Raw genomic sequence first — 21,017 nt, 5'->3', positions numbered from 1 at the left:
TCGGGTTGGAGGGGACTTGATGAAGAAAATCGAACTGATCCGAAAACTCTCTGAGCTTGATCGCCGCGGAGTGCATGTCCTGGCCCGACGCGATATCGAGAAGCTCTTTCCCGACGAAGGCGAGAAGGCGATGGAGAAGTCGTTGCAGCGGATGGTCGCCGACGGCCTCCTGCAGCGGGTAGCCAAGGGGCTGTACCTGAACCCAGCCGCGATGAGCAAGAACCGCTGGATCGCCGAGGAGATCGCCAAGGCGCTGCGCCCTGGAAGCCTCTCATACGTCAGCTTGGAGTCGATCCTGTCCGAGTATGGGGCCATCTCGCAGATTCCGATCAACCGGATGACGGTGATGACGACGGGGAAGAGCGGCGTGGTCGACACTCCCTACGGGACGATCGAGTTCACGCACACCAAGCGACGCGCCGCAGAGATCATCAAGCGCACGATGCAGGCCAAGGGCCGGCCGCTGCGGATCGCCACCAAGCGGGCGGCGATCCGGGATCTCTTGCGCGTGGGGCGCAACGCCAACATGATCGATCGAAGCGAACTCGAGGACGAGCCACAAGGAGAAGACGCATGAGCGAGGACCAACAGGATTTCAACCAGCTAGTCGACTTGGCCATGGCCAACCCAGGGCTGTCAGCGATGCGGCCGGTGGTGGAGAAGGAGCTGCTGCACTACGAGATCTTCCAGGCGCTCGACGCCGAGGGCTTGCTCAAAGGGCTGGTGTTCCAAGGCGGCACCTCGCTGCGGCTATGCCGCGGATCGGATCGGTTCAGCGAGGATCTCGACTTCGCCGGCGGCAAGGACTTTTCGGCCGACAGCATGCAGAAGATCAAGGAGTGCGTGGAGAAGCGTATCGGCGAGCGCTTCGGCCTGAAAGTCGCGGTCAACAACAAGCCGGCCAAGGTCGGCGAAGACGGGATCAAGCATGTCCGCGTCGACAAATGGTGGATCTCGATCGAGACTTCACCGGAGAATCCCGCGATGCCAAGGCAGAAGATCAAGCTGGAGATCGCGAACATTCCTGCCCACACCCGCGAGCTGGTGCCGCTTCGGGCCAACTACGACTTTCTGGCCGGCATGCCCGCGGTGCTGGTCAACGCCGAATCGCTCGACGAGATCATGGCGGACAAGGTGCTGGCCTTCCCGACCTCGCTTTTGGACAACCAAGGCCAGCCGGTGGGGCCCGACTCGGCCAAGATCCGCCACCGCGACATCTGGGACCTGGCCTGGATGGCGACGCGCGGCGCCAAGCTCGTCCCGGAACTCGTGGTCGCTAAGATCGAGGACTACGGCGTGGTGGACTACCCCGGGCTGTTGGCGGCGGCTATCAAGCAGATTCCGCAGATCGTCAAAAGCCCCGAGTTCAAGGCTCAGATGACGCGCTTCGTCGATTCGTCGACGGTCGCCAAGACGCTGGCCACCGATGGTTACACCGACTACCTGGCGATCTCTGTCGGAGGCTTATTCACCCAGATGCAAGCTGCGCTTTTCAAGAGAGGCTAAATACATGTGTTTCAAGCTGTTATAAGAAACGTCCACCCGTGCCCACTCTACGGTCTGTGCTAGCGACTACTTTTGGCGCTTTCTGCCTGACGCTCTGAAGCAAGCGGCTGCCGACATCAAAGCCGAGGCAAATTTCGTATGCGGTCGCAGCGGTGACGGCTAGCATAGCCGCAGTGTGAACACCCACTGCAGCTAGCGCCAGCATCAGCGAACCAGATGCAGTGATTTCACGCGCAGGCGTGTTTGCCATGCACAGCGGAATGAACGCCGGCGCCAGCATCAATCCGGCGCCGTGCGCGGTGGACATCATGAAGGACCAGAGCGCCAGCCCGACATGGCCTGCCGGCGTCCTGATCCGCTTGGTTATGCGGCCCGCCAGGTGATGCGCCACGACTGCCACAAGCAGCACGCCCGCCAAGACTTGCAACGTCACACGATCCATAGCCAGCCCAAACACCACCGCACCTGCCACCAGCGCGACTGATGCAGCGTGCCCGACCGCAATCGGCGCCAAAGCCCGCAACGCCTTTACCCGATCGCCCGACCGCACGCCCCAGGCAGCGGCAAACATCCACCCGGTGGCGGGGTTCAGCCCATGCAGGGCGCCGACTCCCGCCACCGCCAGCCATGGCCAAAGGTTCGACATGATGCACTCTGATAGCTACTGCTTCAGGTATGCGCACAGCAAGAAGACCCAGCCGCCGGCCCCGGCTCATAGCGGTCATGATGACGCACCCACTCCATCTTGTGCGGCACATCCCGCTCGCCGCGCCCCTCGGGCGTGAGGTCCATCATGTTGTACGCACCCATCATCACCTCCACGCCGCGGCCGTAGGTCGAATAGGTGTGGAAGATTTGGCCCGCATCATCCTTGTAGAACACGCTGATGCCGGGCGCCTCCTCCTGCGGGAAGGACTGCATGACATAGTTGTAGCTGACTCCGCCCTTGGCCCGTTCTTCCGGCGTGAAGCTGACGTTGAAGTCGTAGTTGAAATCGCTGCCATGCGAGGACACCCACCGGAACCGCCAGCCCATGCGCTGGCGGAAGGGTTCGATTTCGGCCAGCGGCGCGCGTGAAATGGCCACCAGCGTGATATCGCGCTGCGCCAGGTGGACGTTCATGCCGTCGCTGTGGTCGGCCATGAACGAGCAGCTCGGACAACCCTGCTCCCACCCCGGGCCAAGCATGAAGTGCTGCACCAGCAGCTGGCGGCGGCCGTCGAACAGTTCGGACAGCGTGCGCCGGCCCTCGGCGGTGTCGAACGCGTAATCCTTCTCGACGCGCTCCCACGGCAGCGCGCGGCGCTCGCGGGCAACCTGGTCGTGCAGGCGCATCAGTTCCTTTTCGCGCGCCAGCAGCGTCTTGCGCTCGCTCAGCCAGCGCTCGCTGGAGACGACGGGATGGTTCTTTACTTCGGGAATAGCGGTGTTCATGATGTGCTCCTTGGCTAATGGCAAAGGGTCAGGCGGTTGCCGGTTGTTCGCGTCGCATCGCCGCTTGCACGGCGGGGCGGGAAGCGATGCGTTCCTGGAATGCCTGCAGGTGCGGGAACGGCGACAGGTCGAGGCTGACGAACGCCGACCAGCGCGTCACCACAAACAGATAGGCATCGGCGATGCTGAACTGTTCGCCCTGCAGGAATGGCGTGAAGCCAAGCGTGGCGTCGATCAGCGCATAGTGCTTGCGCAGATGGGCCATGCGTCCGGCGCGTACTTCATCGCTGGTCTCTGGGTAGAACAAGGGCAGGTAGCCCTGGTGCAGCTCCGAATTGATATAGCCCAGCATCTCCTGCAGGCGGTAGCGCGCCATGCTGCCGTTGGCGGGCGCCAGCTGCGCTTGGGGTTTCAGGTCGGCCAGGTATTGCACCACGGCCGGGCCTTCCGTCAGCACGCGGCCGTCGTCCAGCTGCAGTGCGGGCACATAGCCCTTGGGATTGATGGCGAGATAATCGTCGCCGTGTTCGGTGCGTTTGGTCTTGGGGTCGACCTTCACCAGTTCGATCGGCAGGCCAAGCTCGTTGGCAATGATGTGCGGCGACAACGAACAGGCGGATGGAATGTAGTACAGCTTCATGGTCTTGCTCCTTGGACTGAGGTTGATCAGGACAGCGTTTGAACCAGACCGGCGTGCAGCGTCCCTCGGCTGCGCCGAAGAGATGGCCCTGCTCGCCGTGCTCTTGGGGTGATTACGACCCGGCGCCTTTCGGACGCCGCACGGCGCGCACCTTGCCGCTTTCGCCGCCGCCGCAGTAAAACAGGCTGGCGCCGTCGGATTCGAGCCCGCTGACGCCGGTGCCGGCCGGCATTTCCAGCCGTTCGAGCACGGCGCCGCTGTCCGGGTCGATGCGGCGGATTTCGCTTTCGTCGCCTTCCCATGTGCCGTGCCACAGCTCGCCGTCGACCCAGGTCACGCCGGTGACGAAGCGGTTGCATTCTATGGAGCGGATGATGGCGCCGGTGGCTGGATTGATCTGGTGGATCTTGCGGTCGCGGTACTGGCCCACCCACAGGCTGCCTTCGGCCCAGGTGAGCCCTGAGTCGTAGCCGTTGCCGGGCGCCGGGATCGATGCCACCACGTTGCCGTTGGCGGGATCGATCTTGTCGATGCGCTGCTCGGCGATCTGGTACAGGTAGGCGCCATCGAAGGCGGTACCGGCGTCGCAGGGGAGGTTGAGCGTGCGCGTCGGCTCGCCGCTGTCGGGATCGAAGGCGATCAGTCTGGCGCCGGTGGCGGCCCAGACGCGCTGGCCGTCGTGGGTCACGCCGGCGATCTTGCTGGCGCCGGCGAAGGGTCCGTATTCGCGGACGATCTCGGCCGCGCGCGCCTTGGTCTGGGGTTTGTCTTTGCTTGTACTGGCATTGCGGGTCATCGCTGTCTCCTTGCGGTTGTCTTGCCGCGCGCCTCGAAGCGGCGCCGTAAGACAACTTTATTCCATCTGGAGCGCGGCGGGGAGTAACAAGATTGTCGTGAATCCCGCCAGCGGCGGCGACAGCCAGCGCTGCGTCCGCGCCCGCCCTATGGAGCGCACCCGCCCGCCGGCCTCCAGCTCGGCCAGCGCGCGCTGGACAGTGCGCTGGCTGGCGCCCAGGGCCAGCGCCAGGGCCGAGGTCGACCAGGCCGCGCCGTCGGCCAGCAGCGCCGCCAGCGATGCCTGGTCGCCGGCTATGGGCGGCGCCAGCACGACCACGGCGCGCTCGACTAGCGGCTTGAGCACGAAGCCGCGTGCGGTGGCTTCGATCTGCGTCAGTTCCTTGACGAGCGCCCGCAGGCGGCCGATTTCGACCCGCAGGCGCGCCCGGTGTGTGTCGTCGGGATGGCGTGTGTTGAATGCCGCCGCAATCAAGGTTTCCCGGTCGACATCGCCAGGCCACGCCTCGGCCAGCGCGCGCACCAGGGCGAACAGCACCGGCCGCCGCGCCAGCGGCTGCCAGGCATTACTGGTGCCGACCCCCAGCCCGCGACGGCAGGCATCGACCACCAGTGCATCGGAAGCCAGCAGCGCAGCAACCTCGTCAAGACGCAGCGCCTGCTCGCAGCCGGCAGAGAGGCGCCGGGCAGCGGGACGCTCGAGCGCGGCCAGCGCCTCCGCCACCTCGGCCAGCAGCGCCGGCACGCGCGCGCGACCGGCTGCCTCGTGCGCACGGGCCAGCGCTGCCCGTGCCGGGGCTACGCGCAGCGAGCGCAGCGCCAGTTCCGCCGCAGCCAGTTCGGCTACCGCCGCCAGCGACGGCGGCAGGCTATGTCCATTGAGTTGCGTCAGCGTCGCTTCAGCTTCGTCCAGGCGGCCAAGCAGCAACAGCCTGCGCGCCGCGATCAGCCGCGCCTGCAGCGCGTTGGCGTGATCGCCGTGCGCCTCCAGCGTGGCCAGGGCCGCCGCCAGCGCGCGCGGCGAACTGCCGAGATCGCGCACGGCCAGCGCCACCTCGGCTTCGGCGACCACACAGCGCGCGCGCGACAGCTCCTCATGGGCGCCGAAACCGCGGGCGGCACGCCGCAGCAGTTCACGGGCGCGCGGATGTTCGCCCAGCTGAGCCATGGCGATGCCGCGCAAGGCCAGCGCCGGCGGATCGTCGCGCAGGGCGACACGCTTGAGTGCGCCGAGCGCATCGCCGGCGGCGAGAGCCCGCGCAGAGGCGGCTATCAGGGAATCCATGGCGACAGGATACACTGCAACGCCGGTGGCGCGGCGCTTGTGGGCGGGAGAAACAGGTCAAGGATCTTGTTCTGGAATCCTGGGCGGAACCGGCTATTCTTCAAGGCCGAAACGCTGTACCAGCAGATCGATCACGCTGCGTAATTTTGCCGTTGGACGGCTATCCTGCGCGTAAATCAGATACATTGGCGTGGACCTGTATGACCAGGCCGGCAGTACCGGCATCAAACGGCCTGCTGCCAGGTCGTCGGCCAGCAGCACTTCAGGTTGGAGCACGATGCCGGCGCCATGCAGTGCAGCATTGCGTAAGGCGCCGCCTTGGTTTGCGCTGAACCGGCCTTTTACCGCCACGGCACACACTTCACCGCCAGGCCCCACCAAATGCCAGCGATCATGGTGGCGCCAGTACGACAGGCCGAGGCAACTGTGCGCGTTCAATTGTTCCGGATGTTCCGGCTGCCCATGCTGGGCCAGATAGCCTGGCGCTGCCGCCAGTATCCTGCGATAGGGACGTAGCGGCCGCGCAACCAGCCCGGCTGTGTCGATGTCGCCGATATGCAGGCCCAGCTCGTAACCTTCATTGATCAGGTCAGGCACGCGATTGTCCAGCGTCAGTTCTACGTTGACTTCAGGATGGCGGGCCAGGTAGTCGGCCAATACAGGAACCAGGCTCTGGCTGCCAAAGCTCACCGGAGCAACCAGCCTGACCAGCCCGCGCGGACTGGCCTGCAGCTCTGAAGCGCTAGCCTCGGCCAGCTCCACTTCGGACAGCACACGCTTGCAGCGTTCGTAATAGAGCCGGCCCACTTCAGTCAGTTGTTGCCGGCGCGTGGTGCGGTGGAGCAAACGCGCGCCGAGCCGTTGTTCAATCGTCCTGACATGTTTCGCAACCATGGTGGGAGAAACGCCGCTGGCGGCCGCCGCGACAGTGAAATTGCCGCTTTCCACCACGCGCACAAACATTGCCATGCCAGCCAGTTTGTCCATGATTAAGAACCTGTAGGTTTGAAATGACTGAAATTATTGCATATTTATCCTTGTCCAGAACTGAGTGACACTGAGGGTGTTGGCGCCCTATCCGGGGCGTCGCTCATAGAGGAACTGCCATGCCTATCTTACGTTTGGAAATGCACCCCGGCCGCACGCTGGAACAAAAGCGCGCCTTCGTTCTCGAAGCGACCCGCGTTGCCGTCGAAACTTTGGCTTGTCCGCCGGAAAGCGTGGATATCGTGATCAGCGAAGTGCCGCGTGAAAATTGGGCAAAGGCTGGCAAGCTGATCGCGGATAAGCAATAAACAATAAGCAAAGGGGCCTCAGCGAAAATCGTCCGTGCGCGATGGCTGAGGCCGTCTCAGATATCTGTTATATCTGTTCCGATGAATACTTGGACAATCGGATCAAGCTGATTTGAGATGAAATCATGCCGCTCAAAATCGGGTTGAGTCTGAGCTAGTACAGTTAGATCGCCGTCATTTGCATTTATTTTGTGAAACAGATCCACCCAAATCGTAACAAGGCGCCGGTTTAATGCGATCCAGATAGACGCGTCTTTCCTGTGCCGGAATATCTGATTGTCGTCTTTTCGTTTTTTCGTCTGCAAAATTGCCGCTGGTGAAAATTTGTTTTCCGGTTAGGTAGTTAACGCTGAGAGTCCTGTCAGTGTCGCGTGCGGCAAAGCTGGCATCGAGTCCGATCAGGCGAAACTGCCCATCTTGATAGCGAAAGACGAACTTGCTATCGCCGCCAGTGCCGCTGCCGCAGGCGAACTCATGGTGCAACGAGACTTGAAGCTGCTTGCGAAGCACCTGAACATCCTGGATGCTCCAAAACGTGCATTGATCGCCTTCCTGGTTCTGGCTGGGTAAGAAACGGTCCGTTTCTACAACCTTCCGGTATCCCGACGCGGTATGAAACAGGACCAGCAAGCGCCTGGCGTTGAGATTCGCTCCCCCGCCGGAATTGCCGACTGGATTTTCTGTGCGTTTCTTCGGGTTATCCTCTTCCAGAACGAGTGCGGCATCGTCCGAGCCGCCCTGATTTAACTCCCCTGTCGCGCCGGCGAGTATTTTCCATCCGGCTGGCACCCATGCTTGCCACTTGGTTTCATCGAATTTTTCCCCACCGAATGCGACGCCGCTAACTGACAGAAGCAGGCTAAGTGCGAGTATTGTCCTGAGCATGGTTTTATTAATGCTTAACAAGTTTAGCTGTTGATCTTTTGAAGCAGCCAGACAGTCTCGGTTGACGCAACTTTCCCCTTCAATCCGCCCGCCACGTCCTTGACCTCAACCGGCGTCAATTGGTAAGCGGCGCCATAGTGCTGCCTTACTTCATCCTCGATCACTGAAAACGGCGGGCCATCGATCTTCGATTGGTCGTACACGTAAGAAATCAGCAGCTGCGGCGCCGCGCCGGTTATTCGCATCAGGTGCGAGGCATATTGCTTTCGCATGTCTGCCGGCAGCGCGACCAAGGCGGCGCGATCGTATATTGCATTTATGGGGCCAAGATGCTCCGCAGACACGTCGAAAATATCGCCCACCCATATGTCGATATCGTCAGCGCTGTAGCGGGTCAATTTCCCCGCTTCGGATATTGTCGGCGCCAAGCCGAGCTCCTTGAACAATTCGTTAATTGCTTGTCCGCTCAACTCTGCGCCGGCAACGCGATAACCGCTGGCAAGCAGCCATGCAATATCGCGTGTCTTGCCGCACAACGGCAGGAACACACGGCTGCCCTTTGCCAGGTTTAATTTTTCAAAATGCACTGTCAGCAAGGGGTTTGCTTCGCTTTGATGGAAATTGATTTCGCCCCGTTTCCATTTTTCATGCCAAAAACTTGCTTCCATATCGGCTCCTTGAATTTTTCATATATAGCATCCGGGCAATTTAACGGATTAAGTCACGCGCTAAATTGTATGCAGCGCAAGGATACGAGTTAAAGCTTACTTTAAGTCAAGCCTTATTACTGCAGATGAAATAATGGATATCACTGAAGACACAACGAGAACAAGCAAGATAGACGATTTTCTTGCAGAAGATGCGACGCTGCACGAGATAACCGCCGTGGCCATTAAACGTGTGATTGCATGGCAAATTGCAAGTGAAATGAAAGGACAAAAAATAACCAAGACTGCACTGGCCAGCAAGATGCATACCAATCGCGCTGCTCTAAATCGCTTGCTCGATGAGAGCGACACAAGCTTGACCCTGACTACGCTGGCGGGCTTAGCGGCGGCATTAGGCAAGAAAATCAAGATAGAACTGGTTCCGGCCTGATTTCAAGCATGACTATGCCGGGGATAGCATGTAAAGCCCTCTTCTCCCCGGCAAACCACTCCTTCCGCTACCCCACCTTGGTGAACTTCCAGCTCTGGTTACCCCCGCCATTGTCATCCCACAGCGTAATCGCAGAGACATTGGTGGCGCCGTAGCTGGTAGGCGAGGTGCCCGAATTGTTATCGTCGATGACGCGCCCGCTTTGCACACCCTTGATCCCGTAGCTGACGCCATCCGGCCGCGGCACCAGCGCGAACTGCTGGTTGGCGCCGCCGTTGCCTTGCCAGATTTCCAGCGCGGTGCCGTTGTCGGTCTTCTGGCCGGTCACGTCCATCACCAGGCCGCTCTTGATGTTGGTCAGCTGCCAGTTGCCGCTGGAAATGGTCAGCCGCCATTGCTGTTCCTGGCCGCCGGTAGCGGCGGCGATGCCGAGCCGGGTGCCGGCCGCCGTGCCGCCCTGGTAGACACCCAGCAGCAGGCTGCTGATGGCGCTGGTGATGGTGTAGACGCCGTTGTTAACGATGGCCGGCAAGAAGCGCCACTGCTGGCTGAACGGCCATTGCTGGCTGGGGTTGTCGGCCGGGTTGATGACGATGTTGGCGGATGCGCTGGTGGCGGAGATCGACGTCGGCGCCTTGGATGCGCCGTTGATGTCGAGCAGCAGCTGGCTTTGCTTGCCGGCCAGGGTGTAGATGCCGGTGCTGACGCCGGCTGCTTTCCAGCTCTGGTTGGCGCCGCCGTTGGCCGCGTACAGGATCACCGAGGAACCCGCCGCCGTGCTGTTGTTGGCGACGTCGAGCGCCGCGCCGGTGCTGGCGTTGACGATCTTCAGGTTGCCGAAGCTGTCGGTGCTCACTGTCCACCCCTGCGTCGCGGCGGCGCTTAGCGGCTGCACGCCGGGATAGGTGTAGGCTGATCCCGCCACCGCCGGCATCACGTCCAGGTACAGGCCGCTGTTGACGTTCTGCAGGAAATAGGTGTTGGCGGCAGGCGGCGGCACCGCTGCCGTGCTGGCCGGGCCGGTGATATTCTGCGGCATGCCGCTCGCGCCGTAGAAAGCCAGGCTGCCTGCGCTGCCCTGGATGAACTCGAACACCACGATCGTATTGCTGCCGCTGGCCAGCCACACGCCGGGACAGTACAGCCGCTTCTGCGGACCGGCGGCAGTCCAGTAGCGGCCCAGGTTGTAGCCGTTGACGAAGACATAGCCGCTGCCCCAGGCGGACATGTCGATATACATGTCTTGCGGCGTGGCGATGTTGACCGTGGCTTTGGCGAAGAATGGCTGGCTGCCGGCAGGCGCCGCGGCGCTGAAGGTGAGCGCCGCGACCTGTGCCGCCGACAGGGGCGCGAGCGCCATGCTCCAGTTGACCAGCGCGGTACCGTTGGCGTAGACGTTCAGCGACAATCCCTTGCCCTCGGCATTCATGCCGCCGGCGCCGAAGTTGACCCGTCCGAACGGCATGCAGACGATCTGCAGCGTGGCGTTCGGCGCGGCGTTGCTGATCGTCAGCGATGTAGTCGGAGACAATGCACCGTTGGATGCCGTACTGAGCACCTGGCTGGAAGCGCGCACGCCGTTGACGAACACCAGCGCATAGTCGGGAGCGCGGTCAAAGGTAAGGGTGAAGTTGCCGCCGGATGCCGGCAGCGTGGTTTGGTAAACCGCCACGCCGGAGGGGTACACGCCAGCGCTGGCCGGCTGGCTCTTGTTCAGCGCCAGCGCCATCGCTTCCATGGTTTGCGGCAGCCGGTTCTGGATAGCCAGGTTGAGGCCGGGCAGCAAGCCGCAGTAAGTCAGTTGGCTGCTCGGCACCGCCGCGATATCGCCATCGTTGATATGCGGGATGCCGGCCGGCGTGGCGGCGAACGGCACGCTATACGACGCGTTGGCGACATAGGCGGCCTGGATCGGCGAGAAATTCGGATTGGCGCCGCCGGATTCCGAGACCGGCGCGCCGTAGTCGTAGGAGGTGATGGTGCCCTGGCTGCTGGAATCGCTGACGCCGTTGGAGCCGGCGGTGAACCCGAAGTTGGTGCCGCCATGCGCCACATACAGCACAAACGAACACTTCGACGTGGTCAGCGCCGTGACCTGGCTCACAAAATCCCCGACATGCAGGGTCTGGCTGGCGTCTCCCCAGTGGCAGATCCAGCCCGGATAACACTCCGCGCCGAACGCGCCTACGCCGTAATTGCCGGCGGCGGTCGCATAGTTGCCGGCCGATGCGCCGTCCGCGGTCATGCCATAGGCAGTGTTGGCTGGCAGGGTGATATGGTTGTTCTTGAAGCCGTTGGCGTAACCGTCGCACACGCAGAATTTTTCCGCATAACCGAGCGCCGTCCATTGCTGCGCGATCGCGTTCGGATAGGTGCCGTCATCGGGCGACCAGGAGGTGTATTCATTCTCCACCGCCACCAGCATGATAGGACCGCCGGCCGCCAGGGTCCGGCCCTTCACCACATTGTTGTAGAGCGCGGTGTTCCAGCTGTTGACGGCCGCCATGTAGCTGGCGAAATTGCCGCGGATCTGCAGGTTGCCGGCGCTGTCCCTGAACTGCGGATCGGCCAGCATGCGCGGCGGCAGGCCGCCGAAATCCCATTCGGCGCAGACGTAAGGGCCGGGACGCAGCAGCACCCACATGCCGTTCTGCGCGCACAGGTCGATGAAGTGGCCCATGTTCTTGTCGGGCGAGCTGAAGTCGAACGAGCCGTCGGACAGTTCGTGGAAATTCCACATGAGGTAGATCGAGATGGTGTTGCAGCCGAGCGCCTTGATCATCTTGATGCGATGGTCCCAGTATTGCGAAGGGACACGCGCCGGATGGATCTCGCCGCCGAAGAACTGGAACGCCGAACCGTCCATGAACCAGTTGCCGCTGCTGTTCCAGGAGAGCGCGTGGCTGCCGCCGCTGGCGAACACGGCGTTGGTGGTGTTGCCGGCAGCGGCAAACGATTTTGCGCTCGGGGTAACGGTTGCCGCGCCGTCCTCGCCGCCGACACCGCAAGCCGCCAGCAGCGGCGTCACTACTGCATAGCCCAGGAAGTCTCTTCTTTTCATGACCTGTCTCCTTTTTATTAATTTGTCGTGGTTTTTTTGAAGCTACGTCACCTGCTGTGAAAAATTTTGGGGATGGTTTTGTTGCGGCAGCACGTATCGGGAGGGTGGAATGGCGGTGCGCCGGATTAATGATGCGCCGATTGTATGAGGCACCACGGCAGATATCCAATGAAGTTTCGCATGGCATCGATACCGTATTGGGTATTGATTGCGTGGCTTGTGCGGCGTGTGTTCAGGCGGGATTGGCGGGGAATTGAGGATGGCGGATGTGAAAGGATATCTGCCGATGATGTGTGCGGGTTTGTGCACATTCGGTAGCCTGCATTGCAGGTATATTTAACATTTGACCTGTGGCGAATGTCAAATTACATGACGCCGGAAAAACAAGATGCAGGGCCACATGATCGAATATGTGATGCGCTATTTTCTGGAAATTCCTACGCTTATGCATGTTCCACTATTACACCAGACAGAAACGCATACTTTCTTTTGCTGCCATTCATATACCTCGTCGCCAAAGTCAAAGCTGCCATAGTCCGACGGAGTTCCAGCAATGGCCTTGATTTTTTCAATGGACATTCCCACAAAACGGTCGGGATCTGAAAATTGCGCTAAAAGAGTGGCCTCATCCTTCGCGCGCAGATGCCATGTGTCGTCGGTATCCATCCTGACGCATTTGTCATTGAAGAAGTAGGCAGTGACTGCAGGAATATTGGTTCCCCACATCATGCAGTAGTGCCCATCTATCCTCCAACTCGTATAAGACAGTCCGAGCTGGCTTCTTGCGTAACTGCGCGTTTTCCCCAAAAAATCATCCACATTAATCGCCCGCCGTGTGGGCTCGGGGAATTTTGTGAAGTCATCACCTTTTCGCCAAAGGAGCAGGCCAAGTAATGCCAGGCTGACGTTGCGCAGCAAAGAGATAAACAGGCTCAGCAGCAGGGCCAATATCGACTCCAAAGAAGGCACGGAACAGTCTCAAAGTTTATCTTTGCCATTAGCGATCTTCCTTGTAGGGGCCGTTTTCTTTTCGTATCAGTTTTCCGTCGTGCAGGACATAGAGTACGGACTGAGGCTGATCGCTACCCTTGTGGTATTCGAGGATTTCGTAACCGGTTTGTCCATTGCTATGAATCATTCTGTAGGAACCTGCCATTCATTTCGCTCGATCTTAGTGCCGTTCGACGTAAACCTTATTCCATATCGCATCCAGATATTTTTTGTACATTGCGTTTTCCGGTAACAGCAAAGATTTATCGTAGGTTTTTTCGCCACCGTACGGTTCCTGACCTTGAATGACGATTTGAGATTTGCCTCTGATCGCGAATTTCTCCTTGCCTTTCCGCATAATCACTTTAACAGTGCTAGGATCAATGCCGCCGCCGCAAAACATCTTGTACGGAACAGTAATTTCGGCGATTCCGTCGTTGTTCAAGTCGGAAAATTCCACATTCTTTACAAAAAAAGACGCGCTGAAATCCAGACCGGGACAATCAACAAAATCAGCAATAGACCATTCTTCAATCCAACCGGTAGTCTGCTTCGCATAAAAAAACGCTTGTAAATCGATGCGCTCATTTCTAGTACTGTTCTTTATTGTTTTCGACGGCCCAATTTTCTTTGTCAAAACCAGCACGTGTTGTCCAATTCGATCTTGTACTCCGAACACAGAGACTAAGTCTCCATTTAACTTGATATGTTCCTGTGCGAGAAATTCTTCATCAACTTTTGAAGTTCTTATTTCTGCAGAAAGAACGTTACCGAAAGCTGCAGAAATAAGAAAAACAACAGGAAGCATCACCTGTGAAATATTCACTTTCATAGCTTAGCGATCTTCCTTGTATGGGCCATTTTCTTTTCTTACTCTGAACGCGATGAGTTCCTTTGCTAGTTCCAACGCTCGGTATGAAGTATGTAAAACTGAAAGGATGCAATTAATATCGTGCGCAGCAAAGGTATTGCATTCAATAAGCCTGCGACCCGATATCCAACCCCACCTTTTTGATCTATCTGTCTCTTGAACTTATCCATGGCCGTTGCAGAAATTGGCAGTAGCGGCGAGGGTAATAGTATGTTGATAAATTTCATCACCAGCCAAGCAAGGTCTTGGCTGCCTTCCAGTTATCTTCGATAGCCTTGGTGCCGTCGTCAACCGCCTTGCCGACTACGTCGGATGCATGCTGAGCGCCCTGTTGCGCTTGTTTCGCAAGATCGGCAGCTTTATTTTTTGCAGCGTCGTACGCCGATGACGTTTCCTTCTTTGCTGTGTCATATGCCGAGGATGCTTCTTTCTTTGCCGTGTCATATGCCGATGACACTTCCTTTTTCGCAGCATCGTATGCTGAAGACGCTTCTTTTTTTGCCGTATCAATCGAAGTGACGATGAATTTTTCACCTTCTTCTATTTTTGTGATAACTACTTTTTTGCTGGTTTGATATACCTCCACCGCGTATTTTTCTCCAGCCTGGACGGTGTCGACCACGAATTTCTCTCCGACCTTATAGGTCTTGGTCGCAATCAGCTTGCCCGCCTGCCAGGTTTCGACAACGACGCCTTCGGCATTGTTGTAAATCTTGATGACTCCTTCCTTCGCCGCTTCTACATTCTGATCTAGCCACTGCATGCCTTGGGCCAATACATTGTGGCTGGATTCGGTCATCCCGCGTGGGCGGAAATAACTGAACGGCTCGATGCCATATATAAAGCCGTATTTTGAATCGTGTACGTAGTTGGCTACTAACGTCACTATTGCTGGGCTGGCAGTGCTGTCCCACGCCTGCAGACGCCAAGCTTCTGGACTCACAGTTTGTCCATATTCTGTTCCAACGAATTGCAAGGTTTCTGGCGAATTCGAAGTTTCGTGTTTCAATGAGCTACGTTTAGACATACGACTGCGCAAGGCTTTCACCTCATGTTCCATGCTCTCGTAGCCGGTCAATGCATGCCCTAGGTCCCATTTTTGATTGGGTGTTTTGATTCCTTTGCGTGCCATAGTTCCGTATGCCGAATACAAAGCTTTCATATGCGCAGTAACAACTTGTTCCGTCGTGCCGTTTGGGGCCACTGCGCCCATATAATCTTTATACGCAATTTCGGTTTTTGGTTCTATTGCGTAACGTTCGGAAAAAAGAGCTTTTACGCTCGCATCTTTTTCCAGATCGCTGTACGAACGCATACGCACTCCGGCTTTAACTGCTTCAGCCATCATGTCGCGCATCGGAATGCGGGCATAGTTGTTGGTTAGGCCCTGATCGACTGGCTCATAGCCGCCACCGACATCGGAATGCACGCCAGGATAGACAGTTTCCGTCCAATTCGACATTAGCTTCCCATGCTGGCGAATTAAGTCTGACGGAAAGGAAAAGCGTATTTCGTGTGCTGCTACGTAGTGCACGCAACGTTCCACTTGGCCGGGTACCTTGAGATTCTTTTCTGTGAACAGAGAATCCATGTTTCCAGCCGGTACACCGAACGATGCAACCGTGTCAAACAATCCCATAAAGTGAATGCGGATCGGAAAACCGTGATAAGTCAACTGACCGGACTTATCCGTCTCGCATTTCCCCAAAATATCGTTGCTGAATGCACGGCCCAACGCTGCCCCGCGAGAAAATCCAAAAATGGACAGATTTATCATCTTGATCAGGCGATGTTCAGATAGCGCTTTACTTAGTTCGCTAAAACTTTCGTTCTTGCTTTTGTCAGCATAGGCTTTCGTCGTCGAATTCAATTTTTTTGCGTTGTCGAGCAACACGCGCCGCAGCGTTTCGTTGACGTTACTTTGTCCGAATTCTGTACGGCGGGCTCCGCCTGCACCGCCAAAATTCCCCGGCACGGTATCTTCTGCTGGAAGCCATAACTTATCCAGCCAACCGGTTGCAGTACCGTTAAAAGGTGTGCCGACACCGGAAACATAAATAGGGTAATTGGGCTTTCCTTCACCAAATAAGAATTGGGCCGAACGCCACATCCGCGCCGGGTTGCTCCATTTTTTTGGTTTTTCATCGTCATCTTTGTTATTGCCAGTTCCATCAAAAAACACACTGATGTTGACAACATCCGAGCAATCTTGTTTTGAACTCGGCGGATCTGCTGGGACATCCCGATTACTGGATAGTGCCGATTCAAGTTGCTCATTTGCCATGGCGCTTACTCTCCTCGATGATGTGATGTCCTCGTGAGGTTGTCTCCGGCATATGTTCGCTGAAAGTGAATTCTGCGGTATGGTCCGGATAAATATGAACACCTAGATAGCGCGAGCCTGGTGTAATTTGATTTTGAGCAAGGTTTAAGGAATTCTTGACGGTGAATGCCTCTCCGGAACCCGCGTCGCGCCAAGTCAGAGTTTGCGATCCTAGGGGGACCGAGACGCTGGTGACGATACCCGTTCCGCCATAGGAATTTGCGACACCTAAATCAGTTCCGTTTAAATAGATGTCGAATATCGGACGATTCAAATAGCTGTAGAGAACGACATCCAAGACGATTTCTTTTTTCATAAATAAACTTCCCTTTTGTTTTCCTTCTCCGCAAGCGAAGAGTGGAACAAGCAATCCAAGTGCCAGCATGTTGCCAAGTATCTTGCGACGAGTGATGAGTTTCATTGTTAATTCCAGCGTGCGGTATGAAATATGTAAACCTGAAAGGACACGATTGATGTCGTGCACAGCAATGGTATGGCATTCAACAAGCCTGCGATCCAGTACCCCGTTTCACCTTTTTGATCCATTTGACGCTTGAATTTAATCCAGCTGACGACTGAAAGCATTACGCCAGCTGGGGCAAGCACAAACATCGGGATGACCTGGAACGTCAAGGCGACCGATAAAACACCAAGGGCGATTGCCACACCATGTTGCGCCTTATAGTCTTTGCCGAGTTTTTTGGATAAAAACCAGGTAAGGATGACCGACGGAGCGCACACTAGACACAAGACAGACAATATTCCCAGAGCCTGCCCTAATGTTCCGATTTCTTCGCAGGCCGTCAAAAAAAGCGCAGCGCCAAGCATCAAGGAATAAGTCCGAGCCTTCTTGCCAGGCCAGGATTTCATGGAAACTGCTCCAGTGCATCTGTCAAACTGATCTCCCCAGCCTTGACCTGCGCCAGTAATGCCTCAATGGCACCATCCTGCCGCAGCCGATCGCCGTAGATCAATGCCGCGCAAATATAATTGAGCATGTCTCTCATGCCGAATAAATGCAATTTACGCGCTTCCAGCAAATGTTTCTCAACGTGCGAGTATTGCTCCTGTTCCGGCACATCGATCAACAGCTCAGGTTTGTTTTCTTTGATATAGCCAAGAAGGTGATCCGGCACGCTGGCTTCTACCAGCATTTCCACCTGGGCTTCTATTAACCTGAGCGGCAGTTTGGTGTCATTCGGGGCAAACTCGCTGCCTGAACCTTTGATCTGATGCAGTCCGCCGTTGCGTCCCCAATACCACCACGCGCTTATGCCTTCCAGCAGCTTTGCGCATTGGCGCACAGTCAGTACCGGACCGGCTAGATGCAAAGTGGCGTCATCCTTCTGTCCTACCAAAGTGCCGAGAATTGCCGGATCCCAGAATGCGAAAATCATCTGATCCTTGTCTGGCAGGATGACTTCGGTAAATTGATGTAAATGCGCGTAAAGCGCATCGAAGTGCAGCGGACTGGCGATGATGCTGACGCTTGCAGGGTGCTGCGGCGCATAGCTGAACAGCAGTGGCCATATGCCTTCATCGTTCTCCTCAAACGGCGGCAGCGTCGCCAGATGGGGAGCGGCTGCCTCCAGATCCGGGCCTTGCACATGCGTCAACAGGCATTGACTACGCGTGTTCGGAGTTGTCTTATGAAACATCGCTGGCAGCTGCGGATCCTGTGCGGAATCGGCCAGCACATAAAAATGCAGATTTGGTGTAGCCGAAAAAGCGCGTAACTGCCTTTTAAAATCTTCCAAGCTCATGCTCAGCCTCCCTTATTAACCAAAGCCGAGCGATGCGTGGCTCTTTTTAATAAGCATTCGATGCAAACGTCTTTCGGGAAAAAGGGCACGGGAACCGGCAAATTTTTCTGCCCTGGCAAACTGTGTGTAGCTGCATGGGCGACATAAATGCCGTTGGTGCCATGCTCGATGCCAGCAGCGTTGTACTTGACGTAACTCCCGCCGCCGTTGATCAGCACTTCTTCCTTGGCAGTGATGGTGATGCGGTTGGCTGTGTGCGTGATATTCAGCTTGGCCAGTATATTCATGCTGCTCGCCAATGCCTGCATATCAATATCGCCTGCCGCTGCAATCATTTTCATGCCGGCTTTATGCACGAACAACCGGAATGTCTGGCTAATGCTGGCAAACAAGCTGTCGCCACTGGCGATGGACAAGCTCTTGCCGGTAGTGATCGCCGTATCTTCACCGCTCGCAATATGGGTCGATTGTGCAGTCGTGGTCTCAATACCCGCAGGACTGGCCAGAACAAGATGCGGTGCCGACAATTCCGGAAAACCGCCATCGCCGCCAGCACCGCTACCCTTGATAGCATCATTCTGCGCCTTCAGGATTTTTGCAATATCGACTTGCTGCCCTTGCTTTTCCTGCGCCCCCGCCTGCTGCGCCATGTCGGCCAGCGTTTCATGCTGGTCGCGCGCAGAGGTGAGGCGCTGCACGGTCTCGCCCATGTCTTTCATATGCGAAGCGGCGCTGCCGCGCGCTTCGGTGGTGATCAGCATGCCCTTGGCCGAGCGCACCACGCCGTGCCCGTCGGTCCGCAATTCCCACCCTTCGCCGCGCGCATCCTTGCGGCCCGCATTGTCTTCGATGCGGGTGATATGCCCCAGGCTCAATTGGCTATGCTGATGATCGCTCTTGAGCTGCGCCTGGATTTTTCCGTTGGAGTCGTCCAGGATCAGGTGATTGCTGCGGCCGCCTGGCTGGTTGCCGCCGTCGGGCGTCAGTTCGCGGCTCCTGAAGCCCATCAGCGGCTGCTGGGTCGCCAGTTTCCAGGGCGGCATGTTGCGCTGGTTGTACACGCTGCCGGTGACGATAGGCCGGTCCGGATTGCCGTCCAGCCACTGGACGACGCATTCCGATCCCACCCGCGGAATCGATTTGGCGCCGAGCTCGCCGCCGGCCCATGAGCTGGCGACGCGCACCCATGCCGAGCTCTTTTCATCGTTATTGCCGATGCGGTCCCAATGGAACTGTACGCGGATGCGGCCGTATTCATCGGTATGGATGCTGCCCTGTCCTGACGGGCCGACCACCGTGACGGTTTGCGGCGACAGGATCTTGGTGGCGGTGCTGTTGAAACCGCGGCCCGGCCGCCATGGGATGCTCTTGCGGATGCAGGTCAGGCGGTTGCTGTAGTCGGCTTTCTGGTCGGCCTGCTGCAGGTAATTGTTGCTGGCGATGTGATGGACGGACAGGATCAGGAATTCGCTCTTGCCTGCTTCTTCATTGCTGCCGAAAGGATTGAAGGCAAAGTGGCCGGTCAGCCGGTACCAGCGTCCAGGCAGGACCGAGCGGTTATTGCCCGCTGCTTCAAAGTGCTTGCCTGACGCTTCGATTTCTTCCATGCGCAAGCGCGACAGCTTGTCGGCATCCTGCGCGTTCTTGACGCCGTAGGCGCCGACATATTCATAGGATTCGATGTCGAGCACATTGCCTTGCTTGTTCAGCGTCGGCACGCCGGCGTTGATCGGCACCGGGCTCTTGAAATTGAATGCCGACAGCGATACCGAGCCGGGCACGATCTGCCGCACCGGCGAAAACTCGCCGATGCCGTCTTCCTCGATGGCGCCGCCGTGGCGCTGGAAGCGGATCTCGGGGCCGCCGTCGATCGCCGCTGCCTGCGTCGAGTCGTCGGTGACGATCAGCTTGTGGCCTTGCGCGGTGTGTTCGTAGTAATACAGCAGGCCGGCAGCTTCCAGGCGGCGATGCACGTAGTTGCTGTCGGATTCGTTGAACTGGAAGGCGTCGGTCATGGCCGGGTCTTCGCCGTTGACGCGGAAATCCCAGTCGGGCAGCGTGCCGTAGTCGCTGAAGATGCTGTCGAGCTGCTGGTGCAGGGTCTTGCCGTGGAAGATGTAGTTGTCCTTGCGCAGGTGCAGGTACTGCAGCCAAGGGCCGAGCCTGGCCTGGTAGAAGCTGATGCTGCCGTCGGTTTTCATCAAACGGAATTCAAAGCAGTAGCCGCTGAAGTAGCGCAGGCTGCCGTCGGCGCGCACCAGTTCCACGGTAAACAGCTTGCCCTGCAAATCCTTGAGCGCCAGGCTGGCATCGTCCGACAACAGTTCTACCGTGAATGCAAAATCGCGCGACAGGCTTTCCACGGCATCGAGCTTGTTGACCAGCAGCTGCGCCTGCGGACCGTCGTCGTGCGGGAAGGAGAGGCGCAATATACGGTCATGCTGCCGGCCTTGTATCAAGGCCGGCAGGGATTGAAGCAGGCTGCTCATGAGGGATTCCCCGAAATGAAATTGCTACCAGTGGAATATTATTTTAACAACATATCATGCTGGTATATCAATTGATAAATATCCCACAATCATACCTGTTGCCATGCTTAATTGCTAAGGGGAAATGTCTGGAGGCGGCCGATTTTGCAAGAGTTAACACTCTTGTTGCCTATCCGGCCGCGGGCGGCGCTTGCCTGGAAAGACTGGCATGTTGCTCTGCACACAGCTCCGGAAATATTATTCATTTTGCCTGGTAACGCTATCAGTTCCAGGGCTGCTAGAGCACCGGTTCAGTTTCCCGGCCAAAACCCGGTTACCTGTCAATACTGTCAGTTGATTTCACGTATTCCTGCTCATATGCTGCATTACAGCAATATTTTGTAGCAGACTACAGCCGCTCAATTTGGCGCCAACAGAACGGCATTCGCATCAATACCATCCCGGCCGGGCGGGACGTCTGGCTCAGCCGATACCGGACCAAACATCGATAGGACCAGGATTGTCCAGCCGTCATGCGGCCTGGCATGACTTGCTGACGCTGACGTATTGCCATTGGGAGCCAAGAAGAATGCAACATGCGAC

20 protein-coding genes are annotated in these 21,017 nt (G+C 57.6%); 4 read left to right on the top strand and 16 right to left on the bottom strand.

All coding sequences use genetic code 11. The annotated features are described in order from the left end of the window. Nucleotides 1-19 precede the first annotated feature (19 nt). Complete coding sequence (gene abiEi / locus AC07RZ_RS09520) at nt 20-577, top strand: type IV toxin-antitoxin system AbiEi family antitoxin (protein ID WP_494667779.1); 558 nt, start codon at nt 20-22, stop codon at nt 575-577. Then, nucleotides 574-1,506: a nucleotidyl transferase AbiEii/AbiGii toxin family protein gene (locus tag AC07RZ_RS09515; protein ID WP_494667778.1), complete on the top strand. Its 933-nt coding sequence runs from the start codon at nt 574-576 to the stop codon at nt 1,504-1,506. Before abiEi ends, AC07RZ_RS09515 begins: the two co-directional genes overlap by 4 nt. A gap of 19 nt (nt 1,507-1,525) precedes the next feature. On the opposite strand, the gene AC07RZ_RS09510 is transcribed toward AC07RZ_RS09515, so the two are convergent. The 6 genes from AC07RZ_RS09510 to AC07RZ_RS09485 form a co-directional block, all read right to left on the bottom strand. After that, nucleotides 1,526-2,152: a hypothetical protein gene (locus AC07RZ_RS09510; RefSeq protein WP_494667777.1), complete on the bottom strand. Its 627-nt coding sequence runs from the start codon at nt 2,150-2,152 to the stop codon at nt 1,526-1,528. Nucleotides 2,153-2,175: 23 nt separating this feature from the next. Further along, nucleotides 2,176-2,940: a DUF899 domain-containing protein gene (locus AC07RZ_RS09505; RefSeq protein WP_494667776.1), complete on the bottom strand. Its 765-nt coding sequence runs from the start codon at nt 2,938-2,940 to the stop codon at nt 2,176-2,178. Nucleotides 2,941-2,968: 28 nt separating this feature from the next. Beyond that, nucleotides 2,969-3,580, bottom strand: coding sequence for a glutathione transferase GstA (gene gstA, locus AC07RZ_RS09500; protein WP_494667775.1), 612 nt, complete (start codon nt 3,578-3,580; stop codon nt 2,969-2,971). A gap of 112 nt (nt 3,581-3,692) precedes the next feature. Continuing rightward, nucleotides 3,693-4,376: a Vgb family protein gene (locus AC07RZ_RS09495; RefSeq protein ID WP_494667774.1), complete on the bottom strand. Its 684-nt coding sequence runs from the start codon at nt 4,374-4,376 to the stop codon at nt 3,693-3,695. A gap of 57 nt (nt 4,377-4,433) precedes the next feature. Further along, nucleotides 4,434-5,660 (bottom strand): helix-turn-helix domain-containing protein, encoded by a 1,227-nt coding sequence (locus tag AC07RZ_RS09490; protein ID WP_494667773.1) that lies wholly within the window; start codon nt 5,658-5,660, stop codon nt 4,434-4,436. A gap of 93 nt (nt 5,661-5,753) precedes the next feature. Next, on the bottom strand, nt 5,754-6,647 hold the full coding sequence (locus AC07RZ_RS09485) for a LysR family transcriptional regulator (protein ID WP_494667772.1): 894 nt from the start codon (nt 6,645-6,647) through the stop codon (nt 5,754-5,756). An 89-nt stretch (nt 6,648-6,736) separates the two neighbouring features. On the opposite strand from AC07RZ_RS09485, the gene AC07RZ_RS09480 reads away from it, so the two are divergent. Beyond that, nucleotides 6,737-6,955 (top strand): 4-oxalocrotonate tautomerase, encoded by a 219-nt coding sequence (locus tag AC07RZ_RS09480; protein WP_494667870.1) that lies wholly within the window; start codon nt 6,737-6,739, stop codon nt 6,953-6,955. Nucleotides 6,956-7,129: 174 nt separating this feature from the next. Here the strand turns inward: AC07RZ_RS09480 and AC07RZ_RS09475 are convergent, their stop codons facing one another. Together AC07RZ_RS09475 and tmpT are read right to left on the bottom strand one after the other, a co-directional pair. After that, the gene (locus tag AC07RZ_RS09475) at nt 7,130-7,861 is read right to left on the bottom strand and encodes a hypothetical protein (RefSeq protein ID WP_494667771.1); all 732 of its coding nucleotides are present in this window, start codon (nt 7,859-7,861) and stop codon (nt 7,130-7,132) included. Between the two features lie 2 nt (nt 7,862-7,863). Next, nucleotides 7,864-8,508, bottom strand: coding sequence for a thiopurine S-methyltransferase (tmpT, locus tag AC07RZ_RS09470; protein WP_494667770.1), 645 nt, complete (start codon nt 8,506-8,508; stop codon nt 7,864-7,866). A gap of 139 nt (nt 8,509-8,647) precedes the next feature. Here tmpT and AC07RZ_RS09465 point away from each other — a divergent pair, with 139 nt between their 5' ends. Next, nucleotides 8,648-8,938, top strand: coding sequence for an XRE family transcriptional regulator (locus AC07RZ_RS09465; RefSeq protein ID WP_494667869.1), 291 nt, complete (start codon nt 8,648-8,650; stop codon nt 8,936-8,938). A gap of 67 nt (nt 8,939-9,005) precedes the next feature. On the opposite strand, the gene AC07RZ_RS09460 is transcribed toward AC07RZ_RS09465, so the two are convergent. The 8 genes from AC07RZ_RS09460 to AC07RZ_RS09425 form a co-directional block, all read right to left on the bottom strand. Continuing rightward, nucleotides 9,006-11,999, bottom strand: a complete 2,994-nt coding sequence (locus AC07RZ_RS09460; protein ID WP_494667769.1) for a beta-galactosidase — start codon at nt 11,997-11,999, stop codon at nt 9,006-9,008. 420 nt (nt 12,000-12,419) lie between these two features. Further along, nucleotides 12,420-12,947, bottom strand: a complete 528-nt coding sequence (locus AC07RZ_RS09455; protein ID WP_342829758.1) for a hypothetical protein — start codon at nt 12,945-12,947, stop codon at nt 12,420-12,422. Between the two features lie 223 nt (nt 12,948-13,170). Continuing rightward, on the bottom strand, nt 13,171-13,821 hold the full coding sequence (locus AC07RZ_RS09450) for a M949_RS01915 family surface polysaccharide biosynthesis protein (protein WP_494667768.1): 651 nt from the start codon (nt 13,819-13,821) through the stop codon (nt 13,171-13,173). A gap of 265 nt (nt 13,822-14,086) precedes the next feature. Next, the gene (locus AC07RZ_RS09445; protein ID WP_494667767.1) at nt 14,087-16,144 is read right to left on the bottom strand and encodes a T6SS phospholipase effector Tle1-like catalytic domain-containing protein; all 2,058 of its coding nucleotides are present in this window, start codon (nt 16,142-16,144) and stop codon (nt 14,087-14,089) included. Further along, entirely contained in the window at nt 16,134-16,604 is a 471-nt protein-coding gene (locus AC07RZ_RS09440) for a hypothetical protein (RefSeq protein WP_494667766.1), read from the bottom strand. Before AC07RZ_RS09440 ends, AC07RZ_RS09445 begins: the two co-directional genes overlap by 11 nt. A 2-nt stretch (nt 16,605-16,606) precedes the next feature. Beyond that, complete coding sequence (locus AC07RZ_RS09435) at nt 16,607-17,053, bottom strand: hypothetical protein (protein WP_494667765.1); 447 nt, start codon at nt 17,051-17,053, stop codon at nt 16,607-16,609. Next, nucleotides 17,050-17,946, bottom strand: a complete 897-nt coding sequence (locus AC07RZ_RS09430) for a DUF4123 domain-containing protein (RefSeq protein ID WP_494667764.1) — start codon at nt 17,944-17,946, stop codon at nt 17,050-17,052. Before AC07RZ_RS09430 ends, AC07RZ_RS09435 begins: the two co-directional genes overlap by 4 nt. A gap of 2 nt (nt 17,947-17,948) precedes the next feature. Continuing rightward, nucleotides 17,949-20,435, bottom strand: a complete 2,487-nt coding sequence (locus AC07RZ_RS09425) for a type VI secretion system Vgr family protein (protein WP_494667763.1) — start codon at nt 20,433-20,435, stop codon at nt 17,949-17,951. Between the last annotated feature and the right edge of the window lie 582 nt (nt 20,436-21,017).

This window comes from Collimonas sp. GW821-FHT07E08 (assembly GCF_059418905.1).
This window is presented reverse-complemented; position numbering and strand designations above follow the sequence as displayed.

What these genes read in the sequence shown, in the direction of transcription:
- AC07RZ_RS09430 (WP_494667764.1), bottom strand. Translation starts at nt 17,946, where the DNA reads ATGAGCTTGGAAGATTTTAAAAGGCAGTTACGCGCTTTTTCGGCTACA.
- AC07RZ_RS09490 (WP_494667773.1), bottom strand. Translation starts at nt 5,660, where the DNA reads ATGGATTCCCTGATAGCCGCCTCTGCGCGGGCTCTCGCCGCCGGCGAT.
- abiEi (WP_494667779.1), top strand. Translation starts at nt 20, where the DNA reads ATGAAGAAAATCGAACTGATCCGAAAACTCTCTGAGCTTGATCGCCGC.
- AC07RZ_RS09495 (WP_494667774.1), bottom strand. Translation starts at nt 4,376, where the DNA reads ATGACCCGCAATGCCAGTACAAGCAAAGACAAACCCCAGACCAAGGCG.
- tmpT (WP_494667770.1), bottom strand. Translation starts at nt 8,508, where the DNA reads ATGGAAGCAAGTTTTTGGCATGAAAAATGGAAACGGGGCGAAATCAAT.
- AC07RZ_RS09445 (WP_494667767.1), bottom strand. Translation starts at nt 16,144, where the DNA reads ATGGCAAATGAGCAACTTGAATCGGCACTATCCAGTAATCGGGATGTC.
- AC07RZ_RS09435 (WP_494667765.1), bottom strand. Translation starts at nt 17,053, where the DNA reads ATGAAATCCTGGCCTGGCAAGAAGGCTCGGACTTATTCCTTGATGCTT.
- AC07RZ_RS09485 (WP_494667772.1), bottom strand. Translation starts at nt 6,647, where the DNA reads ATGGACAAACTGGCTGGCATGGCAATGTTTGTGCGCGTGGTGGAAAGC.
- AC07RZ_RS09460 (WP_494667769.1), bottom strand. Translation starts at nt 11,999, where the DNA reads ATGAAAAGAAGAGACTTCCTGGGCTATGCAGTAGTGACGCCGCTGCTG.
- gstA (WP_494667775.1), bottom strand. Translation starts at nt 3,580, where the DNA reads ATGAAGCTGTACTACATTCCATCCGCCTGTTCGTTGTCGCCGCACATC.
- AC07RZ_RS09510 (WP_494667777.1), bottom strand. Translation starts at nt 2,152, where the DNA reads ATGTCGAACCTTTGGCCATGGCTGGCGGTGGCGGGAGTCGGCGCCCTG.
- AC07RZ_RS09505 (WP_494667776.1), bottom strand. Translation starts at nt 2,940, where the DNA reads ATGAACACCGCTATTCCCGAAGTAAAGAACCATCCCGTCGTCTCCAGC.
- AC07RZ_RS09515 (WP_494667778.1), top strand. Translation starts at nt 574, where the DNA reads ATGAGCGAGGACCAACAGGATTTCAACCAGCTAGTCGACTTGGCCATG.
- AC07RZ_RS09425 (WP_494667763.1), bottom strand. Translation starts at nt 20,435, where the DNA reads ATGAGCAGCCTGCTTCAATCCCTGCCGGCCTTGATACAAGGCCGGCAG.
- AC07RZ_RS09440 (WP_494667766.1), bottom strand. Translation starts at nt 16,604, where the DNA reads ATGAAACTCATCACTCGTCGCAAGATACTTGGCAACATGCTGGCACTT.
- AC07RZ_RS09450 (WP_494667768.1), bottom strand. Translation starts at nt 13,821, where the DNA reads ATGAAAGTGAATATTTCACAGGTGATGCTTCCTGTTGTTTTTCTTATT.